16 protein-coding genes are annotated in these 18,027 nt (G+C 64.9%); 7 read left to right on the forward strand and 9 right to left on the reverse strand.

All coding sequences use genetic code 11. The features are described from left to right. Positions 1–45 precede the first annotated feature (45 nt). The 4 genes from QQK18_RS09695 to QQK18_RS09710 all read left to right on the forward strand — a co-directional run bounded on the left by QQK18_RS09695 (position 46) and on the right by QQK18_RS09710 (position 4,295). A complete protein-coding gene (locus QQK18_RS09695; RefSeq protein ID WP_284340135.1) occupies positions 46–1,002 on the forward strand; it encodes an ABC transporter ATP-binding protein in 957 nt (318 codons plus the stop codon). Then, positions 999–1,961, forward strand: a complete 963-nt coding sequence (locus QQK18_RS09700) for an ABC transporter ATP-binding protein (protein ID WP_284340136.1) — start codon at positions 999–1,001, stop codon at positions 1,959–1,961. Before QQK18_RS09695 ends, QQK18_RS09700 begins: the two co-directional genes overlap by 4 nt. Then, a complete protein-coding gene (locus tag QQK18_RS09705) occupies positions 1,961–2,968 on the forward strand; it encodes a serine hydrolase domain-containing protein (RefSeq protein ID WP_284340137.1) in 1,008 nt (335 codons plus the stop codon). Before QQK18_RS09700 ends, QQK18_RS09705 begins: the two co-directional genes overlap by 1 nt. A gap of 211 nt (positions 2,969–3,179) precedes the next feature. After that, complete coding sequence (locus QQK18_RS09710) at positions 3,180–4,295, forward strand: anhydro-N-acetylmuramic acid kinase (protein WP_284340138.1); 1,116 nt, start codon at positions 3,180–3,182, stop codon at positions 4,293–4,295. Here the strand turns inward: QQK18_RS09710 and QQK18_RS09715 are convergent. The 9 genes from QQK18_RS09715 to QQK18_RS09755 all read right to left on the reverse strand — a co-directional run bounded on the left by QQK18_RS09715 (position 4,234) and on the right by QQK18_RS09755 (position 12,413). Continuing rightward, the gene (locus QQK18_RS09715; RefSeq protein WP_284340139.1) at positions 4,234–5,199 is read right to left on the reverse strand and encodes a DMT family transporter; all 966 of its coding nucleotides are present in this window, start codon (positions 5,197–5,199) and stop codon (positions 4,234–4,236) included. The genes QQK18_RS09710 and QQK18_RS09715 overlap by 62 nt on opposite strands. Then, positions 5,196–5,624: a GNAT family N-acetyltransferase gene (locus QQK18_RS09720; protein ID WP_284340140.1), complete on the reverse strand. Its 429-nt coding sequence runs from the start codon at positions 5,622–5,624 to the stop codon at positions 5,196–5,198. Before QQK18_RS09720 ends, QQK18_RS09715 begins: the two co-directional genes overlap by 4 nt. After that, on the reverse strand, positions 5,621–6,511 hold the full coding sequence (locus tag QQK18_RS09725; RefSeq protein WP_284340141.1) for an N-acetylmuramic acid 6-phosphate etherase: 891 nt from the start codon (positions 6,509–6,511) through the stop codon (positions 5,621–5,623). Before QQK18_RS09725 ends, QQK18_RS09720 begins: the two co-directional genes overlap by 4 nt. A 115-nt stretch (positions 6,512–6,626) precedes the next feature. Beyond that, positions 6,627–7,523 (reverse strand): N-acetylglucosamine kinase, encoded by an 897-nt coding sequence (locus QQK18_RS09730; protein WP_284340142.1) that lies wholly within the window; start codon positions 7,521–7,523, stop codon positions 6,627–6,629. Further along, positions 7,520–8,194, reverse strand: a complete 675-nt coding sequence (locus tag QQK18_RS09735; protein WP_284340143.1) for an N-acetylmannosamine-6-phosphate 2-epimerase — start codon at positions 8,192–8,194, stop codon at positions 7,520–7,522. The genes QQK18_RS09730 and QQK18_RS09735 overlap by 4 nt, the downstream gene beginning before the upstream one ends. After that, a complete protein-coding gene (locus QQK18_RS09740) occupies positions 8,191–9,054 on the reverse strand; it encodes a carbohydrate ABC transporter permease (protein ID WP_284340144.1) in 864 nt (287 codons plus the stop codon). The genes QQK18_RS09735 and QQK18_RS09740 overlap by 4 nt, the downstream gene beginning before the upstream one ends. Next, positions 9,051–9,971, reverse strand: coding sequence for a carbohydrate ABC transporter permease (locus QQK18_RS09745; RefSeq protein ID WP_284340145.1), 921 nt, complete (start codon positions 9,969–9,971; stop codon positions 9,051–9,053). The genes QQK18_RS09740 and QQK18_RS09745 overlap by 4 nt, the downstream gene beginning before the upstream one ends. Positions 9,972–10,066: 95 nt before the next feature. Beyond that, positions 10,067–11,305 carry an extracellular solute-binding protein gene (locus QQK18_RS09750; RefSeq protein ID WP_284340146.1) on the reverse strand — a complete coding sequence of 413 codons (1,239 nt, stop codon included), beginning with the start codon at positions 11,303–11,305 and terminating at the stop codon, positions 10,067–10,069. Between the two features lie 40 nt (positions 11,306–11,345). Continuing rightward, entirely contained in the window at positions 11,346–12,413 is a 1,068-nt protein-coding gene (locus QQK18_RS09755; RefSeq protein WP_284340147.1) for an ABC transporter ATP-binding protein, read from the reverse strand. A gap of 242 nt (positions 12,414–12,655) precedes the next feature. Here QQK18_RS09755 and QQK18_RS09760 point away from each other — a divergent pair, with 242 nt between their 5' ends. The 3 genes from QQK18_RS09760 (at position 12,656) to QQK18_RS09770 (ending at position 18,021) form a co-directional block, all read left to right on the forward strand. Further along, the gene (locus QQK18_RS09760) at positions 12,656–14,023 is read left to right on the forward strand and encodes a sugar transferase (protein ID WP_284340148.1); all 1,368 of its coding nucleotides are present in this window, start codon (positions 12,656–12,658) and stop codon (positions 14,021–14,023) included. 231 nt (positions 14,024–14,254) lie between these two features. Further along, on the forward strand, positions 14,255–16,123 hold the full coding sequence (locus tag QQK18_RS09765; RefSeq protein ID WP_284340149.1) for an ABC transporter ATP-binding protein: 1,869 nt from the start codon (positions 14,255–14,257) through the stop codon (positions 16,121–16,123). After that, the gene (locus QQK18_RS09770; protein WP_284340150.1) at positions 16,120–18,021 is read left to right on the forward strand and encodes an ABC transporter ATP-binding protein; all 1,902 of its coding nucleotides are present in this window, start codon (positions 16,120–16,122) and stop codon (positions 18,019–18,021) included. Before QQK18_RS09765 ends, QQK18_RS09770 begins: the two co-directional genes overlap by 4 nt. The last annotated feature ends 6 nt before the right edge of the window (positions 18,022–18,027 follow it).

Below are 18,027 nucleotides of genomic sequence, written 5' to 3' on the forward strand. Positions count from 1 at the left end.
GTGGCCTGGCAGCGCCCGCGCCGTCAAGAAAAGCCTGGAGTGCCTGTGTCCGAAGAGGCCCTGCTGACCATCGAGGATCTCCATATCGCCGTCGGCAGCCGGCCGGTCATCGAGGGGGTGTCGCTAACGATCCGCCCAGGAGAGATGCTGGGGCTCGTCGGCGAATCCGGGTGCGGAAAGTCGGTGACGGCCCTTTCGATCATGCGCCTGCTGGCCGAGCCGCCGATGCGGGTCGTCAAGGGCGCCATCCGCTTCGGGCAAACCGACATCCTTTCGCTCCCCGAGCACGAGCTCGAGGCCCTGCGCGGCGACCGCATCGCCATGATCTTCCAGGAACCGATGACCTCGCTCAACCCGGTCTTCACCATCGGCAACCAGATCGCCGAGGTGGTACTCCTGCACCGCAAGGTCGGGCGCGACGCGGCCGAGGCGCGGGCGGTCGAGCTGTTGAAGCGTGTGGGGATTCCAGCTCCGGAGGCGGCCATGGGGCGCTATCCGCACCAGCTCTCCGGCGGGCAGCGCCAGCGGGTGATGATCGCGATGGCCCTGGCCTGCGACCCCAAGCTCCTCGTTGCCGACGAACCGACGACGGCGCTCGACGTGACAGTGCAAGCTCAGATCCTCGAGCTCATCGATGGCCTGCGGCGTGAGACCGGCATGGCGGTGCTGCTCATCACCCATGACCTTGGCGTTGTCTCCCAATATTGCGACCGGGTGGCGGTGATGTATGGCGGGCGCGTGGTCGAGGAGGCGCCGAGCGCTGAACTCTTCGCCCATCCGCGCCACCGCTATACCGAAGCGCTGTTGCGCACCATTCCCGCCTCCAACCTGCCGGGCGTCGACCTGCCCGCTATCCCCGGCACGGTGCCGCCGCCCGGAAGGCGGCCTGCCGGTTGCGCTTTCCACCCGCGCTGCCATGCCATGGTCGAGACATGCACCACAGTCCTTCCGGAGCTGACCGAGCCGCCGCACCGCATCCGCTGCTGGAACCCCGCCGCATGAGCCTTCTCGAACTGCGCCACCTGTCGAAAACCTATCCCGGCGCCAACGGCGCCGTGGTGCAGGCGGTCTCGGACGTCTCCTTGACCATCGCGCCCGGGGAAGTGTTGGGCGTGGTCGGAGAATCGGGGTGCGGCAAGTCGACCCTGGGGCGCTCGCTCCTGCGCCTGATCGAACCGACGGCCGGCGAGGTTCTCTTCGAGGGCCGCGATCTCGTCGGCCTCGGCAAGCGGGACATGAAGTCCGTGCGCCGCGACCTGCAGATCATCTTCCAGGACCCGTTCGGGTCGCTCAACCCGCGCCATACGGTGGGCGGCATCATCGGCGAGCCGCTGGAAGTGCATCGCGTCGGCACCCGCGCCGAACGGCGGGCGCGGGTCACCGAGCTCTTGAAGCTCGTCGGCCTGCCCGAGGATGCGGCGAACCGCTATCCGCACGAGTTCTCCGGCGGTCAGCGCCAGCGCATCGCCATCGCCCGGGCGCTGGCACTGGAGCCCAAGCTCCTTGTCGCTGACGAGGCGGTTTCGGCGCTCGACGTTTCCATCCAGAGCCAGATCATCAACCTGATCGCGGACCTGCAGAAGCGCCTCAACCTGTCGATCATGTTCATCAGCCACGACCTTTCGGTCATCCGCCATGTCAGCGATCGCATCGCGGTGATGTATCTGGGGCGCATCGTCGAGATCGGTCCAGCCGAAGAAATCATGACCGCACCCAAGCACCCCTATACCCAGGCACTGCTGTCGGCCATTCCACGACCGGGCGCTGCGCGTGGTGGTCGGATCGTCCTCGAGGGCGAATTGCCGGATCCCGCCAACCCGCCCGCCGGTTGCGCCTTCCATACCCGTTGCCCCAAAGTGATGGATATCTGCCACCGGCAACGCCCGCTCCTTGCCCGCCCCGCCAATGTCGAGCCGGGAAGCGAAAGCGAGGTTGCCTGCCATCTCTACGAGGCTGCCTGATGACGCTCTATTCCAGACTGGACGCTGGTTTTGCCCCACTCGCCGCCGCCATCGAGACCGGCCACATCCCCGGCGGTGTTCTCGGCATCGTCGATGGCGAGGGCAGGAGGGCCGTCCGCGCGGCGGGAGCGGCGCAGACGGTGCCGCACCGCCGGGCGATGCGTGAGGACACCTGGTTCGACCTCGCATCCCTGACCAAGGTCATCTTCACCACCCCGCGCATCCTCGCCCTCGCCGATACCGGCGTCATCGACCTTGACGCGCCGCTGACCACACTGTTGCCCGACTTGCGCCAATACGATCTCAACGCGTGGGAAAGGCGGGTGACCTTCCGCCAGTGCCTCGGCCATCAGACGCCGTTCCCGGCCGTCGAGCCGATCTATACCTATGGCCGCGATCCGCAACTCCTGCGCACCTTTGTCCTGCAGCGTGAGTGGCGGCCCGGCCCGCCTGTCTATTCCGACATCAACTACATCCTGATGGGCTTGGGCCTCGAGCGCCTCGAGGGCAGGGGTATCCGCGACATGGACCCGGGGCCGGGTTTCGCCTGGTCAGCCGACCCGGAAACGGCCGCCGCGACCGAAGACTGCACCTGGCGCCACCGCGTCCTTTGCGGCGAGGTCCACGATGACAACTGCGCGGCGTTCGAGGGCGCCGGCCATGCCGGCCTTTTCGGTACGGTGGGCTCCGTCCTTGATTTCGCTCGTGGCTTGCTCGACGGCACCGGTCCCTCGGGTAAGATCATTGAGCTGATGCGCACTCCGCTGTCTTCCCGCCGCACTCATGGCTGGGAGCATCCATACGAGGGGTGGTCCGGCGGCGACCACGCGAGCCCGGCAACCATCGGCCACACCGGCTTTACCGGCACGGGTCTATGGATCGATTTCCAGCATGGCTTTGCCTGGACGCTCTTGACCAACCGCATCCACCCCACCCGCCATTTCGAGAGCGGCATCGTGGGTCTGCGCCGGGCGGTCGCGGACGGAATCAACACCGCCCTATGGTGACGTCGGTGATTGAGGGCGCCGTGCAGCCCCTCACCCTGACCCCATCCCCGGAGGGGCGAGGGGACGCTGTGGGAGCTGCGGGTGAAAGCGCAGAAACTTCGGTAAAAGCGGAGCCATTCGCCTCGCCCCTCCGGGGAGAGGCCGCCGCGCAGCGGCGGGTGAGGGGTCTCTCCACCAGCAAAATATTCGTGGCCGAAACAGGACAATTCTCATGACCCCCATCTGGGCCATCGGTCTGATGACCGGCACCGTGCTCGACGGCAATATCGACATCGCACTGTTGCGCACCGACGGCGAGACCGTTTCGGAATTTGGCGCCTATCGGCTGGCGCCCTACGGGCAGGAGCTGCGGGACCTCCTGGTCGAGACCCTCGATACCGCTCGCAAATGGAACTTCTCCGGGCCGGACCCAGCGATTTTTGCAAAGGCCGAGGCGGCGCTGACGCGCGCGCAGTCGGAAGCGGTTCTGGCGTTCGTCAAGGACCAGGGCCTAGCGATGGCCGACATCGGTATTGTCGGCTTCCACGGCCAGAGCGTCCTCCACCGCGCGCCCCAGCCCGGCGGCATCGGCGCCACCCGCCAGCTCGGCGATGGCGAGCTGATGGCAAGGATCCTCGGCACTCGCGTCGCCTACGACTTCCGCTCGGCCGATGTCGCTGCGGGCGGGCAGGGCGCTCCGCTCTCGGCTATCTACCACAAAGCGCTGCTCAGGGGTCTCGATGCCAAAGGCGAGACGGCGGTGCTCAACCTCGGCGGGGTCGCCAACATCACCTGGACGGACGGTGCCGACGAACTCATTGCCTTCGATACCGGCCCGGCCAACGCTCCGATCAACGACTTCGTCAAGGCCAGGGGCTTCGGCGACATGGATCGCGACGGGGGCCTGGCGCTCGCCGGCGCCGTCGACGAGGCACGTTTGGCAAGGCTTTTGGAGCACCCATACCTTTCGGCGCCTTACCCCAAATCGCTCGACCGCTTCGATTTTGCCGCCGATATGGCCGAGGGGTTCGGCACGGAGGACGGCACGGCGCTTTTGACCGCCTTTACCGCCTCGGCTGTCGGCAAGGGGCTCGACCTGCTGCCGCGGCGGCCGGACCGGCTGATCGTATGCGGTGGCGGGCGGCGCAATCCGGCAATCATGAGAATGCTCGCCGAGCGCACCCGCGTCGAGGCCGTCGAGGCCGAGGCGTTCGGCTGGCGCGGTGATGCGATCGAAGCCGAATGCTTTGCGCTGCTGGCCGTGCGGGTGTTGCGCGGACTGCCGATCAGCTTTCCGACGACGACCGGGGTTCCGGCGCCGATGACGGGGGGACGGCTGGCGGGATAGCGGTTGAGGGATCGGGCGTGGCCGGCGCGTCACGCTGCCTGCCTGCCGCTCGCATGCCGAGAGCGCAAGCCGCGATGATGAGCGCGCCACCGATCCAGAGCTGCACCTGCGGTATTTCGGCAAAGAAAAGATAGCCCAAGACGGCCGCCCAGAGCAGCCCGGTGTAGTCGACCACGGAGAAGATCGAAGCCGGCAGTCGTTTCAACCCCCCGAAGATGAGGATGAAGCCGACGGCACCAAGCAGCCCGATGAGAGCGATCTGCCACCAGATCTCGACAGGTGGCGCGGCAAGGCCCGGCAGCGCGAGCGGAACGGCAATGGCAGCCGCGACGCTCGATTGTGCCAGAGTCATCGCCATCGGCCCCTCGTCGGTCGAATGATGCTTCATCAGAACGAGTGCCGCCGCGTAGCTGACCGGTGCCAGGATGCCCGCACCCCAGGCGAGTAGGCTCGAGGAGCCGCCGGTCGGGATGGATTCTCCGCCAAAGACGATGACAAGCGATCCGGCGATGCCGAGCGCGATAGCGACGAGCAGTGTCGGCGACACCGGTTCCTTGAGGATGACGACGCCGAGCAGCGAAATGTAGATGGGTGCGCTCATGGCGAGTGCTGCCGCAACTGCTAGAGGCAGATTGGTGACACCGTAGAAGAAGAGGCAGGCGGTGAGGACCATCAGTGCGCCGCGAAGCGCGTGGCGGCCGTAGTTCTCGCGCCTCGGCCAGGCGGCGCGCGCAATCAGCATGAAGCCTGCCAGCCAAAGGGCGGCGCCCGCATAGCGCACGAATGCGATCTGGAAGGTGGAGATGTGTGCCCCGAGGCTCTTGGCTACGGCATCCATGGCGCAGAGCGTGGCAATACCCCCGGCGCCCAGCAGGATACCGGTGATGGCCTCGTCGCGCTTCATGGCTGGTTGAGCGGCTTTTGCAGGAACCAGCGGGTGCGTCCGCGCGGGAAATCGGCAAGTCCCCCGAAGACGGCGTAGCCGGCGCGCTGGTAGGCGCTCAACGCTTGCGGGTTGAAGGTGTCGATATAGGCGCCATGGCAGCCGCGGTCGACCGCCTCGGCTTCGGCCATGGCGAGGAGGCGCCCGGCAAGGCCCTTGCCCCGATGCGCTTCGCCGATCCACAGCCACTGCACATAGAGCCAGCCCCAGGCGGTATAGCCGGAAAGCCCGCCCTGGATCGCGTCTTGCTCGTCGCGCACCAGGATGGCGAGCGCCCGCCTCTCAGCGGGTCCGACGTCGCCCGCGTTGAACGCAGCGAGGCTGTCGCCGATGACGGCGAGCTCATCGGGATCGGGTTCGACGGTGAGCTCGAGGGTGAGGGTCATTGCCTGCCCGAAGTCAACGCTCGGCGCAGGTTTCCGCCTGCCCCGTCGAGCGCGGCCTGCGCCTCGTTCCGGTCGAGCGATCTAGTCAGCATAACGGTGGCGAGCTTGATGACGCCATCGGCTTCGGCAAGGGTTGCCCTGGCGGTTTCGATGTCGGCACCGGTCAGGTCCGCCACCATCTGCGCAGCGCGCTCATTGAGCTTGACGTTGGTCGGGCGCATCTCGACCATCAGCCCGCGATAGACGAAGCCGAGCCTGATCATGACGCCGGTCGAGATGCAGTTGAGCGCGGCTTTCTGCGCGGTGCCGGCCTTCATGCGGGTCGAGCCCGCGACCAGTTCCGGACCAGTGTCGAGCAACACCGCGATGTCGCACGCCTCTCCGACCTTGCCGCCGCGATTGTTGTAGATGCCGATTGCCAGCGCCCCGCGCTCTCGCGCAAAGGTGAGGCCGGCAATGACGAAGGGCGTGCGCCCACTGGCTGCCAGCCCGATGACCACGTCGTTGGCGCCGACGCCGGCCACCTCGAGCCGCCGAACGGCCTCTTCCTCGCTGTCCTCGGCGCCTTCGGCCGCCTTGTTGAGAGCGGTCTCGCCGCCCGCCATCAGCGTCAGCGCGCGCTCATAGGGCCAGTTGTAGGTCGGCGGCAGCTCGGCCGCATCCTGTGTCGCGATGCGCCCGGACGTGCCGGCGCCGAGATAAATCAGCCGTCCCCCCGCCGACAGCCGTTCGGTCGCCGCATCGATGGTGCGGGCGATCGCCTCGCTCGCCCCCTGCACCGCGCCGATGGCGGCGAACTGGCCCTCAAGGATGCCGGCAACCAGTTCGGCGCTCGACCAGTCTTCGATGGAGGCGTAGCGGGCGGAGGCGGATTCGGTGGTGGTCATCTTCTCTTCCGGCGGCTAGAGCGGGATGCGAAAAAGTGGAAACCGGTTTTTCGCTAAAAATCTCGCGACAACAAAAAGTTAGAGCGCCTGATTTGATTTAGTCAAATCGGGCGCTCTAGGCGAACTGACGGGCCATGACGGCGGCGTGACGCGCGGCATCGATCTGCGGGAACACGACGTGGCACCCGGGAAGCGCCGCAATCAGGGCCGACTTGATGCTTTGATGGAGGCCGATGACGCCGCCGACATAGCCGATCGGCAGGTTGCCGGCACGTTTGACCAGGGCGCGGCCGAGCCGCGCCAGTTCTTCGGCGGCTCGCTCGAGGTTCGCAAGCGCAATGGCATCGCCCCGATCGGCGGCACGAGCCACCGCCTGCGCCAACGCGCCGATGCGGCCGCGGTCGCTGCCATAGACATAAGCGCGGGTCGCACTCCAGTCGTCACCGCCCATGGCGGCAAAGAGTTCTTCAGCCAGTATCCCGGCTTCTCCCGTACCGCCGGTCTCGTCGATGATCCGATAGAGATTGTCGAGTGCGGTGAGCGCGATCCACGTGCCCGAGCCGCCGTCGTCGATGAGAAGGCCCCTGCCGCCGACCCGCACCAGCGTGCCATCGGCCGCCACATGGAGCCCCACCGAGCCGGTGCCGGCCGAGACGAGATGCCCGGCGCCCGGGGCGAAGGCGGCGCGGAAGGCGAGTTCCATGTCATCGCTGGTGCCGATCCGGGCGGGATCGAGCCCGAGCGCCGCGCCGGCAATGGCTCGGGCCTCGTCAAAAGCACGTTCACCAAGCCCGGTGACGCCGAGAAATGCGGCAGCGACCGGTAGATGCGCATGGGTTTCGGCGGAGATCGCTCCGATGGTGGCGGCGAAGCGATTGCGTTCGGCCGGGTTGAACAGGTGTCCAGTAGCGCCGGGCGCCGCGCCGCGCGCGATCGTGGTTCCATCGGCGTCGGCGATCACCCAGCGCGAGGCCGTGCCACCGATGTCGACGCCGATGAACCGCTGCGTCACGGCGCGGCGACCCTGCGCGCGAAGGCCCGGGTGATCTCGCGCGGATTGGTGATCATGGTGCCGACGACGACCGCATAGGCGCCGGCATCGAGCGCGGCGCGGGCAAGCTCGGGCGTATTGTAGCGGCCCTCGGCGACAACCGGGACCGAAACGCGCTTGGCCAGCGCGTCGACGAGAGCAAGATCGGGTTCCTCGGGCTTGGGCTGGGTGTATTCGGTATAGCCCGAGAGCGTCGTCGAGATATAGGTCGCACCCATCTCTTCGGCGGCAAGGCCTTCATCGAGAGTCGAGATATCGGCGAAGACCTCGAGGCCCAGCTCCTCGCGAATGCGGCGTATGAGCAGTGCAGGATCGTCACCCTTGCGCGGGCGGGGCGTGCAGTCGAGCGCGATGATATCCGCCCCGGCTTTCGCCAGCGCTTCGGCGGCGGCGAAGTCTGGCGTTATGTAGACCGGGAGACCGTCAGAGAACACCTTGTGAATGCCGATGACAGGCAGGCCTGCCACCTTGACGGCCTTGACGTCCTCGGGACCGTTGGCACGGATCGCCCTGGCGCCGCCGTCGCGCGCGGCCAGCGCCATGGCACCCATGAACACCGGGCCGTGGAGCGGGTTATCGTGCCGTGCCTGGCAGGAGACGATGAGCACACCCTTCTCGAGCTTGAGGCTCATTTGATCGCCCCCGAGGTCATGCCGCTGATGAACTGGCGCGACAGCACGATGTAGATGATGATGATCGGCGCTGCTGAAAGGGTAAGACCCGAGAACAGCACGCCCCAATCGGTCGTGTATTCGCCCATGAAGGTCGTCAGCCCCTGCGGCAGGGTCTTGAGGCGGTCGTTCTGGATGAAGACCAGCGGGAAGAAGAAGTCGTTCCAGATCGGCACCACGTTTTGGATGCCGGCAATGACCATGGCCGGGCGCACCAGCGGCAACATGATCGACCACATGATGCGCGCTTCGCTGGCCCCATCCATGCGCGCGGCATCTTCGAGTTCGTTGGGCAGCGTGCGGATGAAACCGGTCATGATGAAGACCGTCGTCGGCAGGCCCATGGCGGTATAGACCGCGATCAGCGAGAGCTGGTTGTTGAGGATGCCGAGGTCGCGCATCAGCATGAAGAGGGGGATGATGGCGAGCTTCAAGGGCAGGGTCAGGCCCGCAAGGAAGAACATCAGGATGAAGCTTGCCCCGAAGAACTCGTAGCGTGCAATGGCATAGGCGGCCATGGTGCCGAGCGTCAGGATGCACGCCATCGACGCGCCGGTGACGATGAAGGAGTTGAGGAGGTAGCGCAGGAAATTGGTCTGCGTCCAGATCTTGACGAAGTTGGTGACGTTGGAAAAGTCCGGCAGGCTGAACGGAGACTGGAAGATCTCCATGTTGGTCTTGAACGCCGAGAACACCATGATGACGATCGGCGCCAGCATGATGAAGGTGTTGGCGACGAGGATGATCTGGATCAGCCCGTCGCGCCCGAGCGTGCCGATCAACCCGCGCTTCTCGTAATAGGTTTCGCTGGCCGCCGTCATATCTGGATTTCCCTGGCGCGCAGCCGCACGGTGATCACGCTCGCAACCGCCGCGATGAAGACGAAGATGAGGACGGCGAGCGCACTGCCGAGCCCGAAGTCCTGCTGGCCGGCTGAGACGTTGCCGAAGGCGGTACGGTAGAAATAGAGCCCGAGCACGTCCGTCGAACCGTAGGGCGAACCGTCGAGCCCGGCCATGATGTAGGGCAGCTCGAACCAGTTGAAGGCCCCGACGAACAACAGGACGAAGACGACGGTAGCGCTCGGCGCCACCAAGGGCCAGACCACCTTGGTGATCTTGACCCATTCGCTCTCGGTCTCCATGCGCACCGCATCGAGGATCTCGGTCGGGATGCGCTGCATGCCGGCCAGGAACACCAGGGTCGGAAAGCCCACCATGTGCCAGGCATTGGCAAAGATCAGGGCCCAGAGCGCCGTCGAATCCTGACCGAGCCACGGCTGGGCGAGGAACGGTAGGCCCACGGCTTTCAGGGACTGATTCACAACACCGAAGATCGGATGGAGGAAGAGCTTCCAGAGATAGCCGACGATGATGGTCGAGAGCACGACCGGCAGGAACACCGCGACGCGATGGAACCGCGCCCCCGGCAGTTCGCGCCAGAGCGCGTAGGCGAGGATGAAGCCGACGCCGTTCTGCAGGACCATCAGCGCGAAAAAGACGATGATGTTGTGGGTGAAGGCGTTGCGTGTCCAGCTCGCATAGGGCTCGACGAACAGCACATGATGGAAATTGGCGAGCCCGACGAAGTCACCGCGCGCCAGCCCCTGCCAGTCGTAGAAGGCGTAGGCGAAAGCGGCAACGATCGGATAGACGATGAAGAGCGCAACGAACGCCAACGGTGGCGCGATGAGCACCGTGATCCAGAGGCCGCGTCCGGTCAGTCGCAATTGGGGCATAGGCTGGATCTTGCCGCTCTCGAATAGGTACTTGTATTGGCGGTTCGTGCACCGGCAGCGCTCCGCCGGTGCACGTTTTTATCAGCCTTTTGCGGCTAGTCCTGGAACGGCTCGTACCAGGCCTTCAGACCTTCGGTGACCGCCGCGGCCGCGGCTTCGGGCGTGGTCTGGTCGGCGACAAGCTTTTGCACCTCGGCCTGCAGCAGCACCGAACCCGACGGCTCGCCATAGCGGAAATGGACGAGCATGATGTAGGGAATGGCACTGGCGTTGAGGTCGGCAACCTCCTGCAGCAGCGGATCGCCGAAGGTCACGCCCGGAACCGTCGAGATGTTGGAGAGTTCGTCGGCGAAGGCCTGGCCGAATTCCTGGCTGGCGACGAAGTTGAGGAACTTGAGCGCAGCTTCGGAATTCTCGGTCGTCGCGTTGGCCGCATAACCGCCATCATAGTAGAGGCCGACGAGCTTCTCGTCCTCGGCACTCATCCCCGGCGCGGCAAAGACGCCGAGCTCGATATCGGGATTCTGCGAGCGGAAGTTGGCCAATTCGAACGAACCGCCGGCAAACATCGCCGCGAGGCCCGAAGCGAAGAGCTGCTGCGAGGAGGGATAGTCGAGGCCGATGAACCCGTCCGGGAAGAAGGCGCTCATCTCTTTGACCTTTTCGAGCGCCTCGACATAGCGCGGATCCGTGAAGTCGGCCTCGCCCGCCATCAGGTCTTCATAGAAGTCGGTGCCGATGATAGAGGAGCCCAGGGCCGAAACGATCGTCTCGTTCTGCCAGGCCGTCGCCGTGCCGTTGGCGAAGGGGAAGATACCGTTGTCCTTGATCGTCTGCGCGACGGTGACGAACTCATCCCAGGTCTGCGGCTCCTCGAGCCCCATCTGATCGAAGATCGCCTTGTTGTAGATGACCAGCATGGTCTGGCTGGCGAACGGCACCGCGTAGATGGTCTCATCCGAACGCATCGTCTCGGCCGCGACCGCGGACGGGGCGAAATCGGCCAGCGCCGGCACCTTTTCGGTATCGAGCGGCATCAAATAGCCGGCCGAGGCGATGTTTTCGAGGCCGCCATAGGCACGCACCATCATCAGATCCGGCCCCGTGCCGCCCGCGAGCGCGGTCGACAGGATCGTGTTGTAATTGGCCGCCTCGAACGTCTCCTGGGTGACAGTGATGCCGGGATTGGCCGCTTCGAAGGTGTCGATGAAGCCCTCGTACTGCGCCCGGTCCTCCTGCCGCCAGCTCCAGAAGGTCAGTTCCTGTGCCAGCGCCGGCATGGCGATGATCGTGGCGCCGAGCACGGCGCCCATATGGATGAAGGTCTTTCTCATTGTCCCCTGTCCTCTCCTTGTGGTTTGAAGTTTTCCGGCCTCACGCGGCCATCCGTCGTCCGTCCGCAGCCGAAAAGAAATGCGCCGTCTCGGCGGCGATCGTCAGGTTGACCTTCTCGTCCGGGTCGTAAGTCTCGCCCGGGGCCGTGCGCACGCTCACCTGGGTGCCGTCGGCAAGGCGTGCGTAAACGAAGGCATTGTCGCCCAGATATTCGGTATAGACGACCGTGGCGGCCAACCCCTCGCCCTCGCCGCGCCTCAGCGTCAGCGCATCCGGCCGCACGCCGACCTTGAACGCTTCGGCATCCGCTGCCGGCAAGCGGCCAAGCTTCTGGCTGCCGCCGCCGGCAACGCCGATCGTGTCGCCATCGCGTGTGACATCGATCAATGCCATCTTGGGCGAGCCGATGAAGGTGGCAACGAAGGTGTTGGCGGGGGTCTCGTAGAGTTCGCGCGGGGTTCCGACCTGCTCGATGCGCCCGAGATTCATCACCACGATGCGGTCGGCGAGAGTCATCGCCTCGACCTGGTCGTGGGTGACGTAGATCATCGTACCGCCGATCTGGCGGTGAAGCCGCGCGATCTCGAGCCGCACGTCCGAGCGCAGCGCCGCATCGAGGTTGGAGAGCGGCTCGTCGAGAAGGAAGACTTCGGGTTTCCTGACCAGTGCGCGCGCGATGGCGACGCGCTGGCGTTGGCCGCCCGACAGCTCGCGCGGTTTGCGCTTGAGGTACTCCTCGAGCCGCAGCATCCGCGCCGCCTCGGCAATGCGCGCCTCGACCTCCGCACGCGAAAGCCCCATCAGCCGGGCTCCGAAGGCCATGTTCTCGTAGACGTCCATGTGCGGGTAGAGCGCGTAGGACTGGAAGACCATGGCAATGCCGCGCCGCGACGGCGGCACCTCGTTCATCTGTTGGCCGTTGAGAAAGAACGAGCCTTCGCTGATCGGATCGAGCCCGGCGATGAGCCGCAAAAGCGTGGACTTGCCGCAACCGGAAGGTCCCACGAACACCACGAACTCCCGGTCCCCGATCTCGAGGTCGATCCCGTGCAGGACGTCCGTGGTCCTGAACCGCTTCTTGATGCCGCGCAGCGAAAGCCGGGCCAAACCGTCCCCTCCAGCCTTAACAAGACCACTTTAATACCAATAAGAGACCAATAGCCCGGCAAACCCCGGGTGTAAAGAGAAGGTTGGCCGCTGTGCGTGGCGCGAGGTACTCAAACAACGAGATTCGTTCCAGGACGCGCAGCCGGAACTTGCGGCGGCCCGCCTAGCAGCTTACTAGCGATGGTCTTGAGCGTTAAGCGCGGTGCCGGCGCTCTATCGCGAGTCGAGGAAAATCCGAGAGCATGTCGAACGCGCAGCCGACGCCCGAGGAATTGCCTTCCCAGCCGCGGCCGCGCCGGCGGGCGCCGAAAGCGGCCGAAAGCAGCGTTCCGCTGCGCGCTCCCGACCTGCTCGGCATTGTCGAGCGCGGTGCCAACGTGCGTCGCCACCGCTGGCTGCGCGATCTGGCCATCATCCTGCCGTCCGTCGCCGTCTCCGCGCTCCTCCAATGCGCCATCTACGCCAGCTTCATCCTCCGTGCGACGCGCAGCGACTGGAATAACCTCGCCATCGTCTGTTTTGCGCTATGTCTGGTCCCACTGGTCGCCGGCGCGCTGCTGCCGGCGCTGCGCCGGCACGAGTTCCCGATTACGGTGGCCGTGGTGGTGACGGCGGTCGTCTTCAACTTTGCCGTGGCGGTGCTGTCGGCCCTGCGTATTCCGGTGAGCTATTGGGGACTGCTGAGCGCCGCGCCCGTTGCCATTCTCGGCATGGTCTACACCAATCTGAGCTTTCGCCGCGCCGTGCGTGACCGCGTCGCCATCCTTGATTTCCCCGGTGCCCGCAAGGTACTGGAACTCTTGGGCGACGACGTCGTCGTCATCACCAACCGTTCGGAGAACGTTGCCGGCTTCGATCGCATCCTGATCGACAGCGAGGCCCATCACAGTGCGCTATGGTCCAAGCTCCTGACGCGCATCTACATGCTCGGCATCGATGTGACGCCCTGGATCAGCTTTGTCGAAACCCGGCTTGGCCGTGTCGATGTCGAAAGCTTCGATATCGCCCACCTCGTCTTCAGTCCCAGCCAGATCTACTATTCGAAGGTCAAGCGATTGGTCGACGTCACCGCGGTTCTTATTGCGCTGCCACTGGCGGTTCCACTCGGCGCCCTGGTCTGGCTCTATATCCGCGCGCTTGACGGAGGCCCGGCGCTCTTCCGGCAGGAACGGCGTGGCCACGGTGGTAGCACCTTCACCATGTTGAAGTTCCGCACCATGTATCGCGGCACCAATGGCGGGGCGACACAACCCAACGACAACCGCGTCATGCCCGGCTGCCGGTTTCTGCGGGCCCTGCGCCTCGACGAGTTGCCGCAACTGGTCAACATATTGCGCGGTGAAATGAGCTGGATCGGGCCGCGTCCCGTCGCTGTACCCATCGCCGAAGCGCTCGAGGCCACCATCCCCCAATATGTGCACAGGCAGCTGGTGCTCCCGGGCCTCTCGGGTTGGGCGCAGGTTTCTCACGGCTATGCCAGCAATCATCGCGAGGAGATCGAAAAGCTCGCCTACGATCTCTATTACATCAAGGAAATGTCGTTCGATCTCGATCTGCTGATCCTGGCTAAGACGCTGCGCACGCTCCTGTTCAGGAGCAAGGTGCACTAAGAGCGCTCTCAGCAAATCGGGCACCACTTTTGCGGTTCCAAAAGAGTTGCAGCGCAACCGGAGCTGCAGATCACGATTGCCTCCCGCCTTCAAAAAACTGCCATACTAGGGCGCCACGACTCTTGCGTGAGGCGGCGGAATCCGCCTTAATTATCCTGCGAGTGGTTATTTTATCCGGCGAGTCGCCCCGGCTCGCTTGGGCCCGTCCGGGCAATTATACTGGAACATATCTTGAGCAGCGATGCGATAGGCAGCGCGGGTAAGCGGGGAAACTCGTTCGCGCATGTGGAGGCGGCCGGCTGGGGTCGCGGCCTCAGCACACTTTTGCGGATTACCCGCATGACCCTCCGGCACCCCTGGCAGGTCACCTTCGCCATCGGATCGACGATCATTGCAGCCGGCCTGCAGCTGGCGATCCCGCAGCTGCTCGGCCGCGCCGTCGACGAGACGCAGATCGCCTTCGCCGGTGGGACGGCGGGGGCGGCGGCCGAGGACACGCTGTGGACCCTGGCCCTGGTGCTGCTCGCCGTCGCCATCCTGCGCGGGCTCTTCACCATGTCGCAGAACTACTATTCGGAGTCGGTCGGCCACCATATCGGCTATGAGCTGCGCCTTGCCTGCTACGAGAAGATTCAGCGGCTCTCCTTCTCCTTCCACGACCAGATGCATTCCGGTGACCTCATCACCATCGGCATGCTCGATCTGGAAGGCGTGCGCATGTTCTTTTCGACGGCGCTGGTGCGCGTGGTGCTCCTGTCCATCCTCATCGGGGTCGGCGCTTATCTCCTGATCTCGACCGATGTGGTGCTGGGCCTCGTGGCCCTGAGTTTCGTGCCGTTCGTTGCCTGGCGCTCGTCGGTCACGCAGTTGCGGCTGCGTGCCACGTGGCTCGACCTGCAGGAGCGCCTGTCGGTGCTGACCCGGGTGATGGAGGAGAATCTCGGCGGCATCCGTGTGGTGCGTGCCTTTGCCGCTCAGGCGCACGAGATGCTGAAGTTCGACAAGGCCTCCAAGAACGCGCTCTCACTCGCCCACGAGCGCGTCGGCATCCGCGTGCGCAATACCAGCGCCATGACCTTCTCGTTCTTTATCGCCATGGGCCTGGTGCTCTGGGTCGGCGGCAACAAGGTGATGGCCGGCGAGATCAGTGTCGGAACCCTTGCCTCTTTCCTCACCTTCATGACCATCCTGCAGATGCCCGTGCGCCAGCTCGGCATGATGGTCAACTCCTTCGCACGCGCCTCGACCTGCGGCTCGCGCCTTTTCGGCCTCCTCGACCTCGACGTCGCCATCAAGGACGCGCCGGACGCCCGTCCCCTAGATATCAACGAGGGAACGCTGCGCTTCGAGAACGTCGATTTCGCCTATCCGAGCCAGGAGAGCCGGCCGGTCCTCAGGGGCGTCTCCTTCGAGGGGCGGCGTGGCGAGACCATCGGCATCGTCGGTCCGCCCGGCAGCGGCAAGTCGACCATTGCCCACCTGATCCCCCGCTTTTACGACGTGACAGGCGGACGCATCACCCTCGACGGGCAGGACATCCGCAAGGCGACGCTCGCCTCGCTCCGCAAGGCCGTGGCGGTGGTGCAGCAGGATTCGTTCCTTTTCACCACCACCATCGAGAACAATATCGCCTATGGCGACCCCTGGGCAAAGGAACGGCGCATCGAGCGCGCCGCCGAGTCGGCTCAGCTCCACAATTACGTGCTCGGCCTGCCGGCTGCCTACGGCACCGTCGTGGGCGAGCGTGGGGTTTCGCTCTCGGGCGGCCAGCGCCAGCGCCTGTCGATCGCCAGGGCCCTGATGTTGAGGCCCGCGGTGATGGTCTTCGACGATTCGACCGCGGCCATCGACGCGGCGACCGAGCAGCGCATCCGTGCGTCCATGAAAAAATACGCCGAGGACCGGCTGACCATCATCGTTGCCCACCGTCTTTCTTCGCTCATGCACGCCGACCAGATCCTGTTCCTCGAGCACGGCGAGATCGTCGAACGCGGGACGCATGAGGAGCTTCTGGCCAGGGGCGGGCGCTATAAGGCGCTTTATGACCTGCAGGTGCGTCCGGGAGACGAGATGCTCGGAGAATTCGGAGCGGCGCAATGAGCGAGGAACTCGAAACCGAACGCAACGATGTGCGCGAGGACGGACGGCGCCCGCCGCGCGCGGTCGTCGGCTCGCACCGCATCGAAGAAGAGATGTTCGGCAAGGCCTTCGACGGGCGGGTCGTACGGCGCATCTGGGCATTCGTGTCGCCCTACAAGATGCAGGTCGCGGTCTCGGTGGCAGCCGTGCTGGTCTTTACCGGCACTCAGCTCGTCATCCCGCTGATCATCCGCTATGCCATCGACAACGGCATGGTCGTCGGCAGCCCTGACCCCTCGGCGCTCGGCTGGGCAGTCGCTGCATTCGCCCTCGTCATCCTCATCAATTACGGCGCGAGCTTCGTGCAGGCGAGCGTGGTCGGCAAGGTCGCCGAGAACATGCTCTTCGACATCCGCCGGGCCATGTTCGGCCATCTGCAGAAGGTCTCGCTCTCGTTCATGGATAAGACCGAGGTCGGGCGTCTGATGAGCCGCCTGCAGGGCGACGTGAACTCCATGCAGGAGTTCCTCGAAACCTCTGTGCTCTCCGTCGGCGATATCGTGCTGCTCTTCGGTATCGTGGGCGTGATGCTCTGGCTCGATTTCCGCCTGGGGCTGCTGACACTCTCGGTGCTGCCGGTCCTCTTCATCGTGCGCATCTTCTGGCTGCCACTCGCCCGCAAGGCGTTCATGGCCGCCCACGTGACCAATTCGGTAACCAACGGGGCACTGGCCGAGGCCATCCATGGTGTCAGGGCCGTCCAGTCCATGGACCGGCAGCAGGTCAATTTTACCCTTTATGACGATAAGGCGCACGCCAACCTTCGCACGCACCTGACGGCGTCGAGATACGCCCAGGTGATGGTCCCGATCGTCGACAGCCTCACGGGTCTGGCCATGGCCGTCGTCATCGTCGTCGGCGGCTCGATGGTGGTCAATGCCACCCTCGATGTCGGCGTGATGGTGGCTTTTCTCTTCTATATCCAGCGTTTCTTCGATCCGATCCGCTCGCTGACCATGCAGTATTCGGTCATGCAACGGGCCATGGCCTCGGGGCAGCGGCTGATCGAGGTGCTGGACGTTGAAATCGACGTCAAGGACAAGCCCGACGCCATCGCGCTGTCGCCGCAGATGGATGGCTCCGTCGAATTCCGGGGTGTCAGCTTCGGCTACAATCCAAAACACCCGGTGCTGAAAGACGTTTCATTCCGGGTCAACCCGGGCGAGACCGTGGCGCTCGTCGGTCCGACCGGTTCGGGTAAATCGAGTGCCATGGCGCTCATACATCGCTTCTACGATGTGCAGCAGGGCGAAGTGCGGGTCGGCGGCTATGATGTCAGGGACCTGACGCAGGAGTCGCTTGGCCGGCAGGTGGCGATGGTCCTGCAGGAGCCGTTCCTCTTTACCGGTTCGGTGTTCGAGAACATCCGCTATCATAAGGCTGACGCGACCCGCGAGGAGGTGATCGAGGCGGCCAAGGCCGTGGGCGCTCACGATTTCATCATGAGCCTTTCCGATGGCTACGAGACGGGGATCGAGGAGCGCGGCGGCAACCTCTCGCTCGGCCAGCGCCAGCTGTTGAGCTTTGCCCGCGCGCTCGTCGCCGACGCCAAGATCCTGGTGCTCGACGAGGCGACGGCCAATATCGACAGCTACACCGAAATGCTGATCCAGAAAGCTCTGGTGACGCTTCTGCAAGGCCGTACCGGCCTTGTCATTGCCCACCGGCTTGCCACCATCCGCGGTGCCGACCGGATCATCGTCCTGCAGAACGGGCAACTCATCGAGACCGGCAACCACGACCAATTGATGGCTGAGGGCGGGCTTTACTCCAGGCTCTACAACCTCAACTACGCCTCCTTCGACGACATTCCCGACGCTGAGCTCGAAGCCGCGGTGGAGGGCGGTTCGCAGACCTGAGCGCAC

This window comes from Devosia nitrariae (assembly GCF_030160115.1).
Lineage (GTDB): Bacteria > Pseudomonadota > Alphaproteobacteria > Rhizobiales > Devosiaceae > Devosia > Devosia nitrariae.

What these genes read in the sequence shown, in the direction of transcription:
- QQK18_RS09770 (WP_284340150.1), top strand. Translation starts at nt 16,120, where the DNA reads ATGAGCGAGGAACTCGAAACCGAACGCAACGATGTGCGCGAGGACGGA.
- QQK18_RS09720 (WP_284340140.1), bottom strand. Translation starts at nt 5,624, where the DNA reads ATGACCCTCACCCTCGAGCTCACCGTCGAACCCGATCCCGATGAGCTC.
- QQK18_RS09725 (WP_284340141.1), bottom strand. Translation starts at nt 6,511, where the DNA reads ATGACCACCACCGAATCCGCCTCCGCCCGCTACGCCTCCATCGAAGAC.
- QQK18_RS09760 (WP_284340148.1), top strand. Translation starts at nt 12,656, where the DNA reads ATGTCGAACGCGCAGCCGACGCCCGAGGAATTGCCTTCCCAGCCGCGG.
- QQK18_RS09700 (WP_284340136.1), top strand. Translation starts at nt 999, where the DNA reads ATGAGCCTTCTCGAACTGCGCCACCTGTCGAAAACCTATCCCGGCGCC.
- QQK18_RS09740 (WP_284340144.1), bottom strand. Translation starts at nt 9,054, where the DNA reads ATGACGGCGGCCAGCGAAACCTATTACGAGAAGCGCGGGTTGATCGGC.
- QQK18_RS09705 (WP_284340137.1), top strand. Translation starts at nt 1,961, where the DNA reads ATGACGCTCTATTCCAGACTGGACGCTGGTTTTGCCCCACTCGCCGCC.
- QQK18_RS09735 (WP_284340143.1), bottom strand. Translation starts at nt 8,194, where the DNA reads ATGAGCCTCAAGCTCGAGAAGGGTGTGCTCATCGTCTCCTGCCAGGCA.
- QQK18_RS09745 (WP_284340145.1), bottom strand. Translation starts at nt 9,971, where the DNA reads ATGCCCCAATTGCGACTGACCGGACGCGGCCTCTGGATCACGGTGCTC.
- QQK18_RS09715 (WP_284340139.1), bottom strand. Translation starts at nt 5,199, where the DNA reads ATGAAGCGCGACGAGGCCATCACCGGTATCCTGCTGGGCGCCGGGGGT.
- QQK18_RS09710 (WP_284340138.1), top strand. Translation starts at nt 3,180, where the DNA reads ATGACCCCCATCTGGGCCATCGGTCTGATGACCGGCACCGTGCTCGAC.
- QQK18_RS09750 (WP_284340146.1), bottom strand. Translation starts at nt 11,305, where the DNA reads ATGAGAAAGACCTTCATCCATATGGGCGCCGTGCTCGGCGCCACGATC.